The 15,660-nt window shown below is 69.4% G+C and carries 15 protein-coding genes and 1 riboswitch; of the genes, 7 read left to right on the forward strand and 8 right to left on the reverse strand.

Annotated elements, in window-relative coordinates; genetic code table 11:
• The first annotated feature begins 125 nt into the window (after positions 1-125).
• Positions 126-707, forward strand: coding sequence for an SMI1/KNR4 family protein (locus FHX42_RS00540; protein ID WP_182542126.1), 582 nt, complete (start codon positions 126-128; stop codon positions 705-707).
• A gap of 46 nt (positions 708-753) precedes the next feature.
• Here FHX42_RS00540 and FHX42_RS00545 read toward each other — a convergent pair whose 3' ends face one another.
• The 8 genes from FHX42_RS00545 to FHX42_RS00580 form a co-directional block, all read right to left on the reverse strand.
• Complete coding sequence (locus FHX42_RS00545; RefSeq protein ID WP_182542127.1) at positions 754-1,497, reverse strand: ABC transporter permease; 744 nt, start codon at positions 1,495-1,497, stop codon at positions 754-756.
• A complete protein-coding gene (locus FHX42_RS00550) occupies positions 1,494-2,390 on the reverse strand; it encodes an ABC transporter ATP-binding protein (protein WP_182542128.1) in 897 nt (298 codons plus the stop codon). Before FHX42_RS00550 ends, FHX42_RS00545 begins: the two co-directional genes overlap by 4 nt.
• Positions 2,387-2,710: a transcriptional regulator gene (locus FHX42_RS00555; protein WP_182542129.1), complete on the reverse strand. Its 324-nt coding sequence runs from the start codon at positions 2,708-2,710 to the stop codon at positions 2,387-2,389. Before FHX42_RS00555 ends, FHX42_RS00550 begins: the two co-directional genes overlap by 4 nt.
• The gene (locus FHX42_RS00560) at positions 2,707-3,357 is read right to left on the reverse strand and encodes a hypothetical protein (protein ID WP_182542130.1); all 651 of its coding nucleotides are present in this window, start codon (positions 3,355-3,357) and stop codon (positions 2,707-2,709) included. The genes FHX42_RS00555 and FHX42_RS00560 overlap by 4 nt, the downstream gene beginning before the upstream one ends.
• A 102-nt stretch (positions 3,358-3,459) precedes the next feature.
• Complete coding sequence (locus FHX42_RS00565; RefSeq protein WP_182543408.1) at positions 3,460-4,323, reverse strand: aldehyde dehydrogenase family protein; 864 nt, start codon at positions 4,321-4,323, stop codon at positions 3,460-3,462.
• A 22-nt stretch (positions 4,324-4,345) separates the two neighbouring features.
• Positions 4,346-5,794: an aldehyde dehydrogenase family protein gene (locus FHX42_RS00570; protein WP_182542131.1), complete on the reverse strand. Its 1,449-nt coding sequence runs from the start codon at positions 5,792-5,794 to the stop codon at positions 4,346-4,348.
• Complete coding sequence (deoC, locus tag FHX42_RS00575) at positions 5,791-6,753, reverse strand: deoxyribose-phosphate aldolase (RefSeq protein WP_182542132.1); 963 nt, start codon at positions 6,751-6,753, stop codon at positions 5,791-5,793. The genes FHX42_RS00570 and deoC overlap by 4 nt, the downstream gene beginning before the upstream one ends.
• Before the next feature lie 239 nt (positions 6,754-6,992).
• Positions 6,993-7,250 carry a hypothetical protein gene (locus tag FHX42_RS00580; protein WP_182542133.1) on the reverse strand — a complete coding sequence of 86 codons (258 nt, stop codon included), beginning with the start codon at positions 7,248-7,250 and terminating at the stop codon, positions 6,993-6,995.
• 117 nt (positions 7,251-7,367) lie between these two features.
• Between FHX42_RS00580 and metG the strand changes: the two genes are divergently transcribed.
• From metG to FHX42_RS00610, 6 genes are all read left to right on the forward strand, one after another.
• On the forward strand, positions 7,368-9,161 hold the full coding sequence (metG, locus tag FHX42_RS00585) for a methionine--tRNA ligase (RefSeq protein WP_182542134.1): 1,794 nt from the start codon (positions 7,368-7,370) through the stop codon (positions 9,159-9,161).
• 279 nt (positions 9,162-9,440) lie between these two features.
• Positions 9,441-10,289 carry a TatD family hydrolase gene (locus FHX42_RS00590; protein ID WP_235986868.1) on the forward strand — a complete coding sequence of 283 codons (849 nt, stop codon included), beginning with the start codon at positions 9,441-9,443 and terminating at the stop codon, positions 10,287-10,289.
• A 404-nt stretch (positions 10,290-10,693) separates the two neighbouring features.
• Positions 10,694-12,178: a resuscitation-promoting factor gene (locus FHX42_RS00595; protein WP_182542136.1), complete on the forward strand. Its 1,485-nt coding sequence runs from the start codon at positions 10,694-10,696 to the stop codon at positions 12,176-12,178.
• Between the two features lie 89 nt (positions 12,179-12,267).
• Entirely contained in the window at positions 12,268-13,062 is a 795-nt protein-coding gene (gene rsmA, locus FHX42_RS00600; protein ID WP_220479640.1) for a 16S rRNA (adenine(1518)-N(6)/adenine(1519)-N(6))-dimethyltransferase RsmA, read from the forward strand.
• A 151-nt stretch (positions 13,063-13,213) separates the two neighbouring features.
• Positions 13,214-13,303: riboswitch (SAM riboswitch) on the forward strand.
• Positions 13,304-13,513: 210 nt separating this feature from the next.
• Positions 13,514-14,536: a methionine ABC transporter ATP-binding protein gene (locus FHX42_RS00605; protein WP_182542138.1), complete on the forward strand. Its 1,023-nt coding sequence runs from the start codon at positions 13,514-13,516 to the stop codon at positions 14,534-14,536.
• 105 nt (positions 14,537-14,641) lie between these two features.
• Positions 14,642-15,607: a 4-(cytidine 5'-diphospho)-2-C-methyl-D-erythritol kinase gene (locus FHX42_RS00610; protein WP_182543409.1), complete on the forward strand. Its 966-nt coding sequence runs from the start codon at positions 14,642-14,644 to the stop codon at positions 15,605-15,607.
• The last annotated feature ends 53 nt before the right edge of the window (positions 15,608-15,660 follow it).

The following is a 15,660-nucleotide window of genomic DNA, read 5'->3' on the forward strand; positions in this document are numbered from 1 at the left end:
AATGCCATGTCCGCCGGTGGGGTTGTCACGCTATCGATCGTCGAGAGCGCGGTGTGCTCCATTCGCCGGAGACGGGTCACGGTTGGCGGTACCGATGTGGTAGTACTGCTCCGATCATGGTCTGAATGGATGTCACTCAGCTGTGGACGAAGATCGTGTTGTGGCTCGGCGAGCACGCCCCGGTGACCGCGGCGGCACTGCACCAGCCCTCCACGCCGCTCGACGTCGAGTCCCTGGAGGCCGAGTTCGGCCGGCAGTTGCCCGCCGAGCTGCGTGAGTGGTGGTCGTGCTGCGGAGGCACCGAAAGCGACGTCCTCGCCGACGTGCTTCCCCCGTTCTACACGCCCTACGACGTCAGCCGGTCGCTGCGAACCTGGAAGCAGCTCCGGGAGTCGTGGCGGACGCAGTGGCAGCGGCCGCTGTGTGATCCCCGAGCCGGATCGCCGGGGTCGAGCTATCACCCGGACTGGATTCCGATCGCCGGGGACGGCTTCGCCGACGAGCTGGTCGTGGACCTGCGACCCGGCGCGATGCACGGCTGCGTCCTGGAGTGGGAGCAGGAGGCCGCGCAGGTGCTGGTCACCGAGTGGTCCGGTGTGGCGTCGATGCTCAGCGACGTCTACCGTGCGCTGACCGAGGGCACGCCCTCGGGCTACAGCCACCCGACCGTCACCGAGGACGGACGACTCGACTGGCAGATCCGCTGATCCGGCGGGGGAGGCGTCGGGTCTCCCGGACCGCGAACACCGGAAGTCATCGGAAGCGGCGGCCCTCGTCGCGCCGGTAGGCGAACACGGCCGCACCCGCGCAGACCAGCGTCCACCCGAGCACGACGAGTACCGACGTCGCTGCCGTGGGAGCGCCGGTGAGCGTGCCGACCACGAGATCGCGCCCCGCTCGTGTCGGTAACGCCTGGGAGAGCGCGTCGAGCCACGCGGGGAACATGCGAGGCGGCAGGAAGAGCCCACCCGCGAAGGCCATCGGGAACAGCAGGAGCTGGACGACCGGGACCGCCGCCTTCAGCGGTAGCGCGTAGCCGACGGCCAGCCCGAGCAGCAGCAACGGTAGTCCGCCCAGCACGAGTGCCACCAGTGCACCGGCGAGTTGGCCGACGGAGGCGTGGGCCTCGGTCAACAGCGCGGCCACCAGGGTCACCGGGATCAGCGAGAGCAGTGCCAGTGCCACCGCGTTGAGCAGGCGGCCACCGAGCTCGTTGACGGGTCCGGCCGGGAGGGTGCGCACGTAGCTCTGCCACGGGCGCGCCCGGTCCTCGGCCACTCCCGCCCCGAGGTTGAACATGTAGGCCGACACGATCGCGAAGAACGCCATCTGACCGGCCGCGAACGTCGCGGCGGTCGGGTGGTTGCCGACCGCCGGGTTCGAGACCACGAACAGCAGCATGAACAGGGGCGGGAAGAGCAGCGTTCCGAGGATGGCGATCGGGACGCGGATCGTTTCCAGGAACTGGTACCGCGCGTGCAGCAGGAGGATGCTCACGATTCCCTCCGGGTCGGCTCGTCACCGCTGGTCAGGCTCATGAAAGCCTCTTCGAGCGATGCGGTGGTCACTTCGAGGTCGTGGAATTCGGTGCCGGAGGCGACCAGGTCGCGGACCAGCCGGTCGGAGTCGCCGGTCAACAGCCGGACCCGGTTCCCGTCGTGCTCCCGCCGGGTGATCCCCGGCAGGTCCGGCGGCGGGGTTTCGGCGCGGAAGCCGACCGTGTGCGTGCCGACTCGGGCCCTGATGTCGTCGGGGTCGCCGTCGGCCAGCACACGGCCGCCGCCGATGACGACCACGCGTTGCGCGAGCGCCTCGACCTCTTCCATGTAGTGGCTGGTCAACAGCATCGTGCCGCCCTCGCGGTGGTACTCGCGCAGCGCTTCCCACAGGACGTGGCGGGCCTCGACGTCGAGGCCCGCGGTGGGTTCGTCGAGTACGACCAGGTCCGGTCGCCCGACGAAGGTGAGCGCTACGGCCAGGCGACGCTGTTGACCACCGGAGAGCCCTCCGGACTGGCGACGTTCGAGCCCCTCCAGCCCGAACCGCTCCAGGACGTCGCCGACGGGGGCCGGGTTCGCGTAGTGCCTGCCGACGAAATCGACGATCTCGCCCACTCGCAGTGTCTCGGGCACTCCGGTCTGCTGTGGTGTGACACCGAGCCGCCTCCGGTTGCCGGCTTCGCGTGGGTCGCCGCCGAAAAGTTCCACCCGGCCCGATGTGGGTCTGCGCAGGCCGGTGAGCAGATTCAGCAGCGTGGTTTTTCCCGCCCCGTTGGGGCCCAGCAGTCCCACGAGTTGTCCCGCACCGACGTCGAGGTCCACGGCGTCCAGCGCGCGGACGCCGTCGAAATCGCGGGTGGCGGAGAGTGCTCGGGCGTGGTGGGTCGTCATCGGGAGTTTCCCTCCGTCGCCGGTCCGATCAGGGATCGCAGCTGTGCCACGTAGTTCTCGAAGGCGGCGCGGCCGAGCCTGGTCAACCCGACGTAGGTCGTGGTGGGCCGTCCTGAGCGGGACTTCTCGCTGCGGGTGTAGCCGGCCTCGTCGAGTTTGCGCAGATGCGTGATGAGGTTGCCCGGCGTCATGTCGAGCAGCTCCTGAAGTCGTGCGAACGACATCCGGTCCTCGGCCGGCAGGGTGGCGAGGGTGGTCATGACCCGGAGCCGGGACTGGGCGTGGATGACGGGGTCGAGTTCCCCGCTCGACGTGTTCATCGACGTTCCCGCTTCGCGTTCCGGAGTGCGAGCACGAGCGCCACGAGGAGGAAACCGCCGCCTCCGGCCAGCGACATGACCAGGTAGTGGCCCGGGATGCCCGCGAACGCGCCGACCGCGTTGATCAGCAGGATCCACAGGCCGACGCAGTACTGCCACCAGTCGTTGCTCAGCGCGCCGCCGCCGAGGAACAGCAGCCCGACCAGCAGTCCGGATCCCGCCGACCACAGCAGTGCGTAGACCTCGAAGTCGATTCCGAGCCTTCCGACCGCGGTGATCAGCACGGCGAGGCAGCCGAACGCGATGGTCCACGACCATCCGTACATCGCTCCGGCCCGTTGCGACGGTCCGCGCAGTCCCTGGGACACCCGGATCAGGGTCACGGCGGTGATCGTCCCGGCGCCCGCCAGGCAGGCGAAGAACAGGGCGAGCGCACCCCAGAGCGGGATCACCACCGCCCCAGCCGGTCCGATGGTGAGGAACAGCTCTCCGAAACCGAGCAGCCAGGCCGTGCCCCAGGCCCCGAACAGGAGACCGGGCCTGATGTCGAGCCCGTTGCGGGTTCGCTCCTGCTGGTGCTCGGCCACGGCCAGCATCTCGGCGGGTGAGGGGGTTTCGCCGGTGGTGTCCGGCCTGTCCTCGTTCATGGTTCGACCCTCCGGCTATGACTTTGCACTGCAAAGTGCATAGCTACTTTGTAGTGCAAAGTTCAGGGCCGGTCAATACCGGTCAGGTCCCCACGGGTCGGCTCAGGTACCCACCGGGTGCCAGACGGTTTTCGTCTCGGTGAAGGTGCGCAGGCGTTTCAGGCTCGGTTCGCGTGTCCAGTCCGGTTCGCCCCTGCCCACGGGCAGGACGCGCTTGACGGTTTCGGAGGCCGAACGTTCCAGCTCCGGCCGGAGCGTCTCCGGCGCACCCGTCAAGTCCAGAGCGTTGACGTCGGCGTGGGTGGCCAGCCACGGAGCCAGCTCCGCGACGTGGCCGGTGAGCAGGTTGATCACCCCACCGGGCAGGTCGGAGGTGGCCAGCACCTCGGACAGGGTGATGGCGGGCAGTGCACGATCACCTGCCACCACGACACAGGTGTTGCCTGCGGCGATCACCGGTGCGACGACGCTGAGCAGGCCGAGCAGCGAGGACTGCCGTGGGGCCAGTGCCCCGACCACTCCGGTCGGTTCCGGCACGCTGAACGAGAAGTACGGCCCGGCCACCGGGTTCGTGGTGCCGAGCACCGTGGTGATCTTGTCCGTCCAGCCCGCGTACCAGACCATTCGATCGATCGCGGTGTCCACGGCCGCGGTCGCCCCCTCGACGGACAGGTCCTCGACCGCCGCCGTCTCGGCGATGAACTGCTCGCGGCGTCCTTCCAGCATCTCGGCCACGCGGAACAACACCTGCCCGCGGTTGTAGGCGGTCGCGCCCGACCATCCGTCGAAGGCCTTGCGGGCAGCGGCCACGGCGTCCCGGAGGTCCTTGCGCGAGGCTTGTGCGGCGTTGGCGAGGAACCGACCCCGCGCGTCGTGCACCGGGTGGACGCGGCCGGACTCCGAGCGGGGGAACGCACCGCCGATGTAGAGCTTGTAGGTCTTGGTCACAGCGATCCGCTCCGGCACTGCCCCGTCTCGGGCTCGGCTGTCAGACGTCAAGGTAAGCCTCCAGACCCGCGCGTCCGCCCTCGCGACCGAAGCCGGACTCCTGGTACCCGCCGAACGGTGCCGTCGGGTCGAACCGGTTGAACGTGTTGGCCCACACCACACCGGCCCGGACCCGCTGGGCCGCCCACAGGATCCGTGATCCCTTCTCGGTCCAGATCCCGGCCGACAGCCCGTACGGGGTGTTGTTGGCCTTGGTCACCGCCTCCTCGGGAGTGCGGAAGGTCAGCACCGACAGCACGGGGCCGAAAACCTCCTCCCCGGCGACGCGCATCGACTGGTGGACCTCGGAGAACACCGTCGGTGCGAAGAAGTATCCCTGCGAAGGCAGCGGACACGGGCTGGTCCAGCGCCGTGCCCCCTCGGCCTCGCCGGTGTCGGCGAGCTCGGTGATCCGCGACAGCTGCTCGGCGGAGTTGATCGCCCCCACGTCGGTGTTCTTGTCCAGCGGGTCCCCGACGCGCAGCGCGCTCACCCGGGTGCGGAGCCTGTCGAGCAGCTCCTCGGCGATCGACTCCTGCACCAGCAGGCGCGAACCGGCGCAGCACACGTGGCCCTGGTTGAAGAAGCCGCCGTTGACGACGCCCTCGACGGCCTGGTCGAGGGGGGCGTCGTCGAAGACGATGTTGGCGGCCTTCCCGCCGAGCTCCAGCGTCAGCCTCGTGGCGGTGCCCGCCAGGCGATGCTGGATGCTCTTGCCGACTTCGGTGGAACCGGTGAAGGCGACCTTGTCGACCCCGGGATGGGCCACCAGCTCCGCGCCGATGTCGCCGGCACCCGGCAGGATGTTGACCACTCCCGCCGGAAGTCCCGCCTGCTGGCAGATCTCGGCGAAGACCAGCGCGGTCAGCGGTGTGGTCTCGGCGGGCTTGAGTACCACGGTGTTGCCGCAGGCCAGTGCCGGTGCGATCTTCCATGCCAGCATGAGCAGCGGGAAGTTCCACGGGATCACCTGCCCGGCGACCCCGAGCGGGCGCGGGTTCGCGCCGTACCCGGCGTGGTCGAGCTTGTCGGCCCACCCGGCGTGGTGGAAGAAGTGGGCCGCCGCCGTGGGAACGTCGGTGTCGCGGGACTCCTTGACGGGCTTGCCGTTGTCCAGGGTCTCCAGCACCGCGAGCTCCCGGCCGCGCTCCTGGATCAGCCTGGCGATGCGGAACAGGTACTTCGCCCGCTCCGAGCCCGGCATGGTCGCCCACGTGCTCTCGAACGCGGCGCGTGCGGCGGTGACCGCTCGGTCCACATCGGCCGCCGAGGCACCCGCGACCTCGGCGAGCGTTTCCTCGGTGGCCGGGTTGACGCTGGTCAGCGACTGCCCCGAACCGTCGACGAACTCGCCGTCGACGAACATGCGGTAGCTCGGCCGCAGGCCGGCGACGTCGCGGGACTCGGGCGCCGGTGCGTAGTCCCACGGGCTGGTGATCGATTCCGTCATTGGTCCACCGCCACGTAGTCGGGGCCGGAGTAGTGGCCGTCGAGCTGGGTCCGTCGCTGCATCAGCAGATCGTTCAGCAGGCCCGAGGCGCCGAACCTGAACAGTTCCGGACTCAGCCACTGCCGACCGGCCACCTCGTGCACCGCGACGAGGTAGCGTACGGCGTCCTTGGTGGTGCGGATTCCGCCCGCCGGTTTGACCCCGCGGGACAGGCCGGTTCGGTCCCGCCAGTCCCGTACGGCCCCCAACATCAGGTGCGTGACCGGCAGGGTCGCCGCGGGGGAGACCTTTCCGGTCGAGGTCTTGACGAAGTCGGCACCGGCCAGCAGGGCCAGCCAACAGGCTCGGCGCACGTTGTCGTAGGTGGCCAACTCGCCGGTTTCCAGGATGACCTTGAGGTGGGCCCGTCCGCAGGCGGCCTTGACCTCGCGGATCTCGTCGTGGACCTGCCCGTAGCGTCCGGCCAGGAACGCGCCGCGGTCGATGACCACGTCCACCTCGTCGGCCCCCGCCGAGACCGCCAGCTCCACCTCGGCGAGTTTGACCCGCGAGGACGAACGGCCGGCGGGAAACGCCGTGGCCACGGAGGCGACTCCGACGCCGGACCCGTTCAGGGCCTCCGCCGCGGTGGCGGCCAGATCCGGGTACACGCACAGCGCCGCGACCGGAGGTGTGTCGGGCCGGTCGGGATCGGGTCGGCGGGCCTTCGCGGCCAGGGCGCCGATCTTGCCCGCGGTGTCGGCTCCCTCCAGCGTGGTGAGGTCGATCATGCCGATGGCGGTGTCGATCGCCCACAGCTTGGAGTCCTTCTTGATGCTGCGGGTGGCGAGGTCGGCCGCGCGCTGTTCGAGGCCCACCCGGTCCACACCGGGTAGGCCGTGCAGGAACCGCTTCAGCGTCGAGTCGTCGCGAGTCGCCTCGGCGAGATCTCCCGGTAAAGCCGGTGGCGGGGTGGGCATGCCGTGGAGTCTATGTGCGTTCGGCCACTGAAGACACCGCCGTGGGCCGATCCCGGCCGGACGGCCGAGAAAGGACGAACCCTCCGACCGGTCTCATCGACCGAAAGGCCGAGGATCGTCGACGACCGTGGCCCATCGACGGTCCGGTGCCCGTACGTCGCGACGGGCCGGTGGGTCCGACGAGTCGATTCTCTCCGGGCACCGGTCCGCGGTGATACCGCCACCATCCGGCGCGGGCGTCAACCGGAGCTTCCCCCGGCGCGGCGCGCTCGCGCGTAGCTGGCCCCGTGCGTGGTCGCCATCGCGGCGAACACGATCGCCGAGCCACCCTGGCCAACGAGGGGGAGGGCGGATTCCGCACCGAGTCCGACCAGGAACAGGACTCCGTTGAGCACCGCGACCACCGAGAACGCGACGGCCGCCGACAGGAGGAACTTTCGCGATCTCGGCACGTACCACCGGGGGTGCTCGTGCCGTCGCGGAGAGGGCTCACCCATGTTCGCCATGGTGGGGCGCGGCGGGGACGGCTCGGCGCCGTCGTATCCCGATCGTGACTCGCGCCCGCGTGGAACCTCCTTCGAGAGCAAAAGCCCTCGATACGTAGGCTATGGACCATGAGTACCTCCGTGTTGACCGCCGTGGCCTGGCCTTACACCAACGGGCCACGCCATATCGGCCACGTTTCCGGCATCGGCGTGCCTTCCGACGTGTTCTCGCGGTATCACCGAATGGTCGGGAACAAGGTGCTCATGGTCTCCGGCAGCGACGAGCACGGCACCCCGATCCAGGTGCAGGCCGAGAAGGAGGGCGTCTCGCCGCGGGAGCTCGTGGACCGCTACCACCGGGTGATCGCCGAGGACATGCGCGGGCTCGGCGTCAGCTACGACCTCTACACCCGCACCACGACCGGCAACCACTACGGGGTGGTGCAGCAGATCTTCCTGACGCTGTACCGCAACGGCTACATCGTGCCGAAGACGACGACCGGGGCGGTCAGCCCGTCCACCGGACGCACGCTGCCGGACCGCTACGTCGAGGGCACCTGCCCGATCTGCGGTTCCGACGGGGCACGCGGCGATCAGTGCGACTCCTGCGGCAACCAGCTCGACGCCGCCGACCTCAAGAACCCCGTCTCCAGGATCAACGGCGAGATTCCCGAGTTCGTCTCCACCGAGCACCTGTTCCTCGACCTGCCCGCGTTCACCGACTCGCTGGGCAGCTGGCTGTCGACCCGCACCGGTTGGCGCTCCAACGTGCTCAACTTCACCCGCAACCTCGTCGAGGACATGCGGCCCCGCCCGATCACCCGCGATCTGGACTGGGGCGTCCCGGTCCCGCTGGAGGGCTGGGACAAGCAGTCGATGAAGCGCCTCTACGTCTGGTTCGACGCCGTGATCGGCTACTTCTCGGCCAGCGTGGAGTGGGCTCGGCGCAGTGGTGATCCGGACGCGTGGCGGGCCTGGTGGAACGATCCCGCCGCGCAGTCGGTGTACTTCATGGGCAAGGACAACATCACCTTCCACGCCCAGATCTGGCCCTCGTTGCTGATGGGGCACAACGGCCAGGGCGATCTGGGTGGGACGCCGGGTCCGTACGGTGAGCTCAACCTGCCCGCGGAGATCGCCTCCAGCGAGTTCCTGACCATGAGCGGGTCGAAGTTCTCCACGTCGCGGGGAACCGTGATCTACGTGAACGACTTCCTGCGCGAGTTCGGCCCGGACATGTTGCGCTACTTCATCTCCGCGGCCGGCCCCGAGACCCAGGACGTCGACTTCACCTGGGACGAGTTCGTCCGCCGGATCAACTTCGAGCTGGTCAACGAGTGGGGCAACCTGGTCAACCGCGCGATCTCGTTGGCGGCCAAGAACGTCGGGGCCGTGCCCGTGCCCCGCGCGCCGGAGGCCGCCGACGAGGAGCTGAAGAAATCGGCGCGGGCGGCGTTCGACACCGTGGGCACGCACCTGCGCCACTCCCGGTTCCGCGCGGCCTCGCAGGAGGCCATGCGGGTGGTCAGCGCGGCGAACAAGTACCTGTCCGAGCAGGAGCCGTGGAAGCGCAAGGACGACCCGGACCGGCGGGACACGATCCTGCACACCGCTCTCCAGGTGGTCTCCGACGCCAACACGTTGCTGACGCCGTTCCTGCCGCACGCGGCTCAGCAGGTCCACGAACTGCTCGGCGGTACGGGGGTGTGGGCGGCCCAGCCCGAGATGCGCGAGGTCTCCGACCTCGACGTGGCCGACAGGTCGTACCCGATCCTGACCGGCGAGTACACCCGGGAGCAGGCGAGCTGGGAGTCCAAGCCGATCGAGGTCGGGCGTCCGCTGAGCAAGCCGAAGCCCATCTTCGCCAAGCTCGATCCCAAGTTGGCCGAGACGGGCCCGGACTGGGCCCCCATCCGGCATTAGGATTCCTTGTGGAATGTCCTGTGTAGTGGGTCGGGTGGGGAACCTCGGGCGGGGCCCCGCCGTGGGATCCGGGACATCGAGTAGGTACTGCGCCCACCCGTAACCCGGCCACCGCCCCCCACGGAGGCGCTGCGCGCCGCAGCGTCTTCGCGGGGGTTGTCCTCGCGAGGCCCACGCCTGAGACCCCAGGCGGGTCGGCCCGCGTACATGGGTGCAAAGCGGCTCCGCCGCTTTCTGGAAGACCCCTCAGAGAATCCTTCTGGGTGTGGAGGAGGAACCTTGAGCAAGAGTGACAAGAGGCGTGAGCCGCCCCCGGTTCCGGAACGGCTGCCCACGCCCATCGTGGATGCTCACACGCACCTGGACGCGTGCGGTGCCTCCACCGCCGCGGACGTGCGGGAGATCGTGGACCGCGCCGAGTCCGCCGGCGTCGACCGCGTGGTCACGGTGGCCGACGACATCGGCTCGGCCCGGTGGGTCGTCGATGCGTCCACCTGGGACGACCGCGTGTTCGCCGCCGTGGCGCTGCATCCCACCCGTGCCAAGGACTTCGGCGCCTCCGAGCGCGAGACGTTGGAACGACTGGCTCCCGATCCGCGCGTGGTGGCCGTGGGGGAGACGGGCCTGGACTACTACTGGGACTACTCGCCGCCACGCCCCCAGCAGGAGGCGTTCCGGTGGCACATCGACCTCGCCAAGCGCGTGGACAAGCCGCTGATGATCCACGACCGCGACGCGCACGCCGACATCCTGCGGATCCTGGAGGAGGAAGGCCCTCCGTCCACAGTGGTTTTCCACTGCTTCTCCGGGGACGCCGAGTTCGCGCGTGAGTGCGTCCGGGCGGGATACGTGCTCTCGTTCGCCGGGACCGCGACGTTTCGCAACGCCAACGCCAAGGGGCTGCGGGAGGCCGCGCGGCTGGTTCCGGCGGAACAGATGCTCGTCGAGACCGACGCGCCGTTCTTGACGCCGCATCCCTTCCGCGGTCGGCCGAACGAGGCTTACTGCGCCAACTACACCCTCCGTGATCTCGCCGAGTTGCGCGAGGTCACGCCGGAGGAACTCGCGGCGGCCACGAACCGTACCGCCGAGCACGTGTTCCGGTTGTCCCGAACGAGCTCCGAGTGAGTGTGGAGTGCCTCGACGACCCCGCGGTGGCGACGCAGAGTAACTCGGCTCACATCGTCCTTTCGGGGGCTTGGCAGTGGAGTTCGATCACGCTAAAGTCTCGCTCCGGTAAACCGATGACAGTGCGGTCTCGGAACACGCCCGCAGTCTTCGCCGGTGTACGTCGGGGTAATCGGGCTCGTGGACGGCCTTCGCCGTTCGGAGTGCGGTTAGGACGGTGCTGGCTACGGGAGTCGGATACATAACACGAAGCACGAAGGTCACGTGGCCGACGCTTCGGTGCGGGGGATCTTCGGCGACTCGGTCCCGAGTGGACCGGGTGGGCCGACGAGTCGCCCGCGCGAGGTGTCGTCCCGGCGCGGCTTCCGCCTTCGAGAGGTAGCGACCCTGTGAACGAACGCGGCATGTCCAGTAGCTCTGCTCGGGGCTACTGGGGAGATTCCTTCGACACCTCCACGGATTGGTTCACTCCCGTCCCGCCCGAGGCCTCCACCGCGGTGGGCCTGCTCGACCGGCCGGACCAGGGAGGGCGCAGCGGTTATCCCGCGCAGGACCACCCCAGTTTCCCTCCCGGAACGCTGGGCGAAACGTGGAGCATCACGCAGCAGGACCTCTACGAGGTGCTCGGTGCGGACGCCGACGACCTGCTCGCCGATGCCGACGTCGAGCTCGACGAGCTCGTCCGGATGATCAACGCCGAGACCACGGTGATGCCACCGCTGGACATCCCGGACACGATCGCCGAGCTCGATCCGCATGCCCCCCCGCCTCCCGAGATGGTCGAGGCGATCAGCACGTGGAAGCGCCGCTTCCTCAAGGGAGCCGTCGGTGCGGTGATCCTGACGCTGACCGGTACCGGTGGTGCCGCGGCGGCCATGGACAAGTCCGTCACCGTCGAGGTCGACGGCAAAGAGCGCGAGATCAACACCTATGCCTCGACCGTCGGTGAGGTCCTGGAGAACCAGGGCATCGAGGTCGACTCGCACGACGCGCTGAGCCCGTCACCGTCCTCCCAGCTCGAGCAGGGCGAGACCATCTCGCTGGATCGGGGCCGGCTGCTGACCATGACGGTCGACGGCCAGCAGCGCGAGGAGTGGGTGCGCTCGGTGACCGTCGGCCAGGCGCTGCGCCAGCTCGGTGTCTCCACCGACGGCGCCTGGGTCTCGGCCAAGCGCTCGATGCCGGTGCCCGAGCAGGGCATGAACCTCGAGGTCAAGACCCAGAAGTCGATCACTCTGGTCAACGGTGGTCAGCAGCCCGAGCAGCTGGAGACCACCGCCGTGACCGTCGACGAGCTGCTGAACCAGCAGCACGTCGAGCTCGGTGCGCAGGACCGGGTCACTCCCGGCGGCGGCGAGCGGATCACCGACGGCGCCACGATCGAGATCAACCGCACCGGTACCTCGACGGAGAACGTCCATCAGTCGGTCGACCCGCCGGTCGAGGAGATCGTCGACAACTCGATGCTCAAGGGCGAGCGCAAGGTCGAGCAGCAGGGCAGCCCCGGCAAGAAGATCGTCTTCTACCGGGTCACTACGAAGAACGGCGAGGAGACCGGCAGGGAGAAGATCGACGAGAAGATCGTCGAGCAGCCCGAGCCGAAGGTCGTGCGGGTCGGTGGCAAGGAGCCGCCGAACAGCGCGGTCTGGGACAAGCTCGCCCAGTGCGAGTCCGGTGGTGACTGGCACACCAACTCCGGCAACGGCTACTACGGCGGGATCCAGTTCGACAAGTCGACCTGGGTGGCCTACGGCGGTGACCAGTACGCCGCCTATCCGCACAAGGCCACCCGCGAGCAGCAGATCGCGGTCGCGACGAAGGTCCGCGACGCCCGTGGCGGCTACGGTGCCTGGCCCTCCTGCGCCTCCCAGCTCGGCCTCTCGTCGTAGGGGCTGTTAGCTTCACTCGGGTGCAGGATCAACAGCCGACGCGTTTACTCGGCCCGGCCGAGGTGCGCGGGCTGGCCGAGGAACTCGGCATGCGCCCGACCAAGAAGCTCGGGCAGAACTTCGTCCACGACCCGAACACCGTCCGCCGCATCGTGAGCACGGCCGGTGTCGGCGCCGACGATGTCGTCGTCGAGGTCGGCCCCGGGCTGGGATCTCTGACCCTGGGCTTGCTGGAGGTCGCCGGGGCGGTGACCGCCGTCGAAGTGGATTCGGTGCTGGCGCGGCGGCTGCCGAGAACCGTGGCCGAGTACGCTCCCACGCGCTCCGAACGGCTGCGGGTCCTCGAAACCGACGCGCTGCGCGTGCGGGCCGAGGCCTTCTCCGAACGCCCGCCGACCGCGCTCGTGGCGAACCTGCCCTACAACGTCGCCGTTCCGGTCGTGCTGCACCTGCTGGCCGAGCTGCCCACCCTGCGGCACGGGTTGGTGATGGTGCAGTCCGAGGTCGCCGACCGGATGGCGGCCGGTCCGGGAAGCCGTACCTACGGTGTGCCGAGCGCGAAGACGGCGTGGTTCGCGGATGTGCGGCGCGAGGGGCCGGTACCGCGTTCGGTGTTCTGGCCGATGCCCAACGTGGACTCCGGGCTGGTGTCGTTCGCCAGGACCGAACCGCCCGCCGCGGTGGACCGCGAGAAGGTCTTCGCTGTCGTGGACACGGCCTTCGCCCAGCGGCGCAAAACCCTGCGCGCGGCGTTGTCGGGGTGGGCCGGTTCGGCTGCCCGTGCCGAAGAGCTCCTGCTGGAGGCGGGCGTAGCGCCCTCCGCGCGCGGTGAACAGCTCTCGATCGACGACTTCGTGCGGATCGCCGAGGCCGCGTACCGCTGAGGCCGGTCCTCGTGACTCCACGACGTGCGGCAGCGCCCGGAGGACCGGTGGTCCTCACACGAGCGTGGAATGTGACGTGCACGATGTTTGTCGTTTCGTGACGAGGATCAACTTGCGTTCACGGCTTCGCATGAGATCTACTGTTCCGCGGAATCCATCCCGAGCGGCTGAGAGATCTGGCTCGTCGAAGCCGCAGCAACCACCCGACGCGGGCAGGTGCTACCGCCAGGACCGATGGAGTTGTGGTGCCTGAAACTCTGATCGCGAGCGCGGACACGCCTCGCACCCCGGTGCGTTACGAGCTGACTCAGCGCCGAGTCGTCGATCTCGTACGACGTACTTCGAGCGCCTGTCGCCGTCGCGCCTGACCCGGGACCCTCTCCTTTCTTTCCCCTTCCGGCAGCGTGCCCTGGGCACGCTTGTGCCGGTGCGAGTCGATGTGGAGCCGATCGTGATCACACTCGAGAACCTGACCAAGTCGTTCCAGCAGAACAAGGGATCCGTCCGCGCGCTCGACGGCGTGTCCCTGGAGATCCAGCAGGCAGCGGTGTGTGGCGTGGTCGGCCCGGCCGGAGCGGGCAAGACCACGCTGCTCCGCTGCCTCGGTCTGCTGGACAGGTCCGACGGCGGTTCGATCCGGATGGAGGGCGCCGAGCTGAGCGGGTTGGACGGCAGGGACCTGCGCGCCGCCCGCCGCCGGATCGGTGTCGTGCCGCAGGGTGATTCCCTGCTGCGCCAGCGCACCGTGGCGGGCAACGTGGCGCTACCGCTGGAGTCCGCCGATCTCTCCGCTTCGCAGCGCCGGGCCCGGGTGGCCGAGCTGCTCGATCTCGTCGGACTGACCGACAAGGCCCCGGTGTATCCCGACCAGCTTTCCGAGGGGCAGCGTCGCCGTGCCGCCGTGGCGCAGGCGCTGGCCACCCGTCCGTCGGTACTGCTGGCCGACGAGCCGACCGCGGAGCTGGATCCGGCGACGACCGACGCCGTGCTGACGGTGCTGGACCGCGCGCGCTCGGAACTCGGCGTCACGATTCTGGTCGCCACGGAGGACACGGCGGTGGTGCGCCGTCTCGCCGACGACGTCGTGGTGCTGGACCGGGGCAACGTGGTCGAGCAGGGCAAGGTCCTCGACCTCGTCTCCGAACCCGGCAGCCGCATCGGTTCGGCACTGTTCCCCGCCGCCGATCAGGGTCGGTCCGCCACGCAGCCGGGCCGGGGGCACGACGTGGTCGCCGAGGTGGTGCTGACTGGGTTCGCCGCCGTGGGAGCGCTGCTGCCGGAGGCTTCCAGCCGTTTCGACGTCGAGCTGTCGATCCTCGGTGGCGGGATGACCCGGCTCGGGGACACGCCCGTGGCGAAGTTCAGCATCGGTCTGTCGGGGGAGCGCTCCGAATCGGCGCTGAAGTGGATGATCGACCACGACGCCCAGGTGCACCGGGCTCCGGCTCGTGTGGACGGAGTCGTCGCCGCGTGAGCGGTGCTGCTCGATCGGGCCGGACGCCCGGGGCCGCGCCGGGGGAATCACCTGCTGGGGCGGCATCGGCTGGCGTGCGGCACGTAGGCTGGGGAGGTGCTCTCCGTGGTACCCACCCCGATCACCGTTCGGGTCCCGGCCAAGGTGAATCTGCATCTTACGGTCGGTGATACCCGCGCGGACGGCTATCATGAGCTGGCGACCGTGTTCCAGGCGCTGTCGCTGGTCGATGAAGTCACCGTTCGCCCCGCCGACCAGTCGGGCATCGACGTGCGCGGCGACGGCGCGGATTCGGTGCCGACCGACTCCGGCAACCTGGCCTGGAAGGCCGTACGAGCCCTCGCCGAACGTGGTGGCAGGGACCCGGAGGAACCCGGTGTCCAGCTGTCGATCCACAAGGGCATTCCCGTGGCCGGTGGCATGGCAGGTGGCAGTGCGGACGCCGCGGGTGCCCTGTTCGGACTGAACGCCCTGTGGCGGCTGGAGATGGGGCGGGACGAACTGCTCGACATCGCCGCGGAGCTCGGCAGCGACGTCCCGTTCGCCCTCCAGGGGGGCACGGCGCTGGGCACGGGACGCGGTGAGCACCTGGTGCCGGTGCTCGCCCGGCACACCTACCACTGGGTGATCGCCCTGGACAGTTCCGGCCTGCACACCCCCGGCGTCTACGGCGAACTGGACCGACTGCGCGAGGGCACGCACTCGCAGCGGGCCTCCGGGGCCGAGCCGCTGCTGGAAGCGCTGACCTCCGGTGATCCCCGGGAACTCGCCTTCCTGCTCGGCAACGATCTGCAGGCGGCGGCCGTGTCGTTGCGCCCCCACCTGCGCCGCACGCTGCGCGCGGGTGTGGACGCGGGCGCGCTGGCCGGAATCGTCTCGGGATCGGGACCGACCTGCGCCTTCCTGTGCTCGGACTCCGAGGACGCCGTGCGAGTGGCCGCCGAGCTCTCGGGCGCGGGCGTGTGCCGCACCGTCCGGGTGGCCAGGGGGCCGGTACCCGGTGCACGGATCGTCGGCGACGATCACGCCGATCGCCCCACCCCGCCCACTCCGCCTCAGGTGCACGCGTGAGCCGGCGAGTGCGCTGATCTGCTACGACGCGATGACGAAAGTGACGAACACCT

This window comes from Halosaccharopolyspora lacisalsi (genome assembly GCF_014137975.1).
Lineage (GTDB): Bacteria > Actinomycetota > Actinomycetes > Mycobacteriales > Pseudonocardiaceae > Halosaccharopolyspora > Halosaccharopolyspora lacisalsi.

What these genes read in the sequence shown, in the direction of transcription:
- FHX42_RS00540 (WP_182542126.1), top strand. Translation starts at nt 126, where the DNA reads ATGGATGTCACTCAGCTGTGGACGAAGATCGTGTTGTGGCTCGGCGAG.
- FHX42_RS00550 (WP_182542128.1), bottom strand. Translation starts at nt 2,390, where the DNA reads ATGACGACCCACCACGCCCGAGCACTCTCCGCCACCCGCGATTTCGAC.
- FHX42_RS00555 (WP_182542129.1), bottom strand. Translation starts at nt 2,710, where the DNA reads ATGAACACGTCGAGCGGGGAACTCGACCCCGTCATCCACGCCCAGTCC.
- FHX42_RS00560 (WP_182542130.1), bottom strand. Translation starts at nt 3,357, where the DNA reads ATGAACGAGGACAGGCCGGACACCACCGGCGAAACCCCCTCACCCGCC.
- FHX42_RS00570 (WP_182542131.1), bottom strand. Translation starts at nt 5,794, where the DNA reads ATGACGGAATCGATCACCAGCCCGTGGGACTACGCACCGGCGCCCGAG.
- deoC (WP_182542132.1), bottom strand. Translation starts at nt 6,753, where the DNA reads ATGCCCACCCCGCCACCGGCTTTACCGGGAGATCTCGCCGAGGCGACT.
- FHX42_RS00580 (WP_182542133.1), bottom strand. Translation starts at nt 7,250, where the DNA reads ATGGGTGAGCCCTCTCCGCGACGGCACGAGCACCCCCGGTGGTACGTG.
- metG (WP_182542134.1), top strand. Translation starts at nt 7,368, where the DNA reads ATGAGTACCTCCGTGTTGACCGCCGTGGCCTGGCCTTACACCAACGGG.
- FHX42_RS00595 (WP_182542136.1), top strand. Translation starts at nt 10,694, where the DNA reads ATGTCCAGTAGCTCTGCTCGGGGCTACTGGGGAGATTCCTTCGACACC.
- rsmA (WP_220479640.1), top strand. Translation starts at nt 12,268, where the DNA reads ATGCGCCCGACCAAGAAGCTCGGGCAGAACTTCGTCCACGACCCGAAC.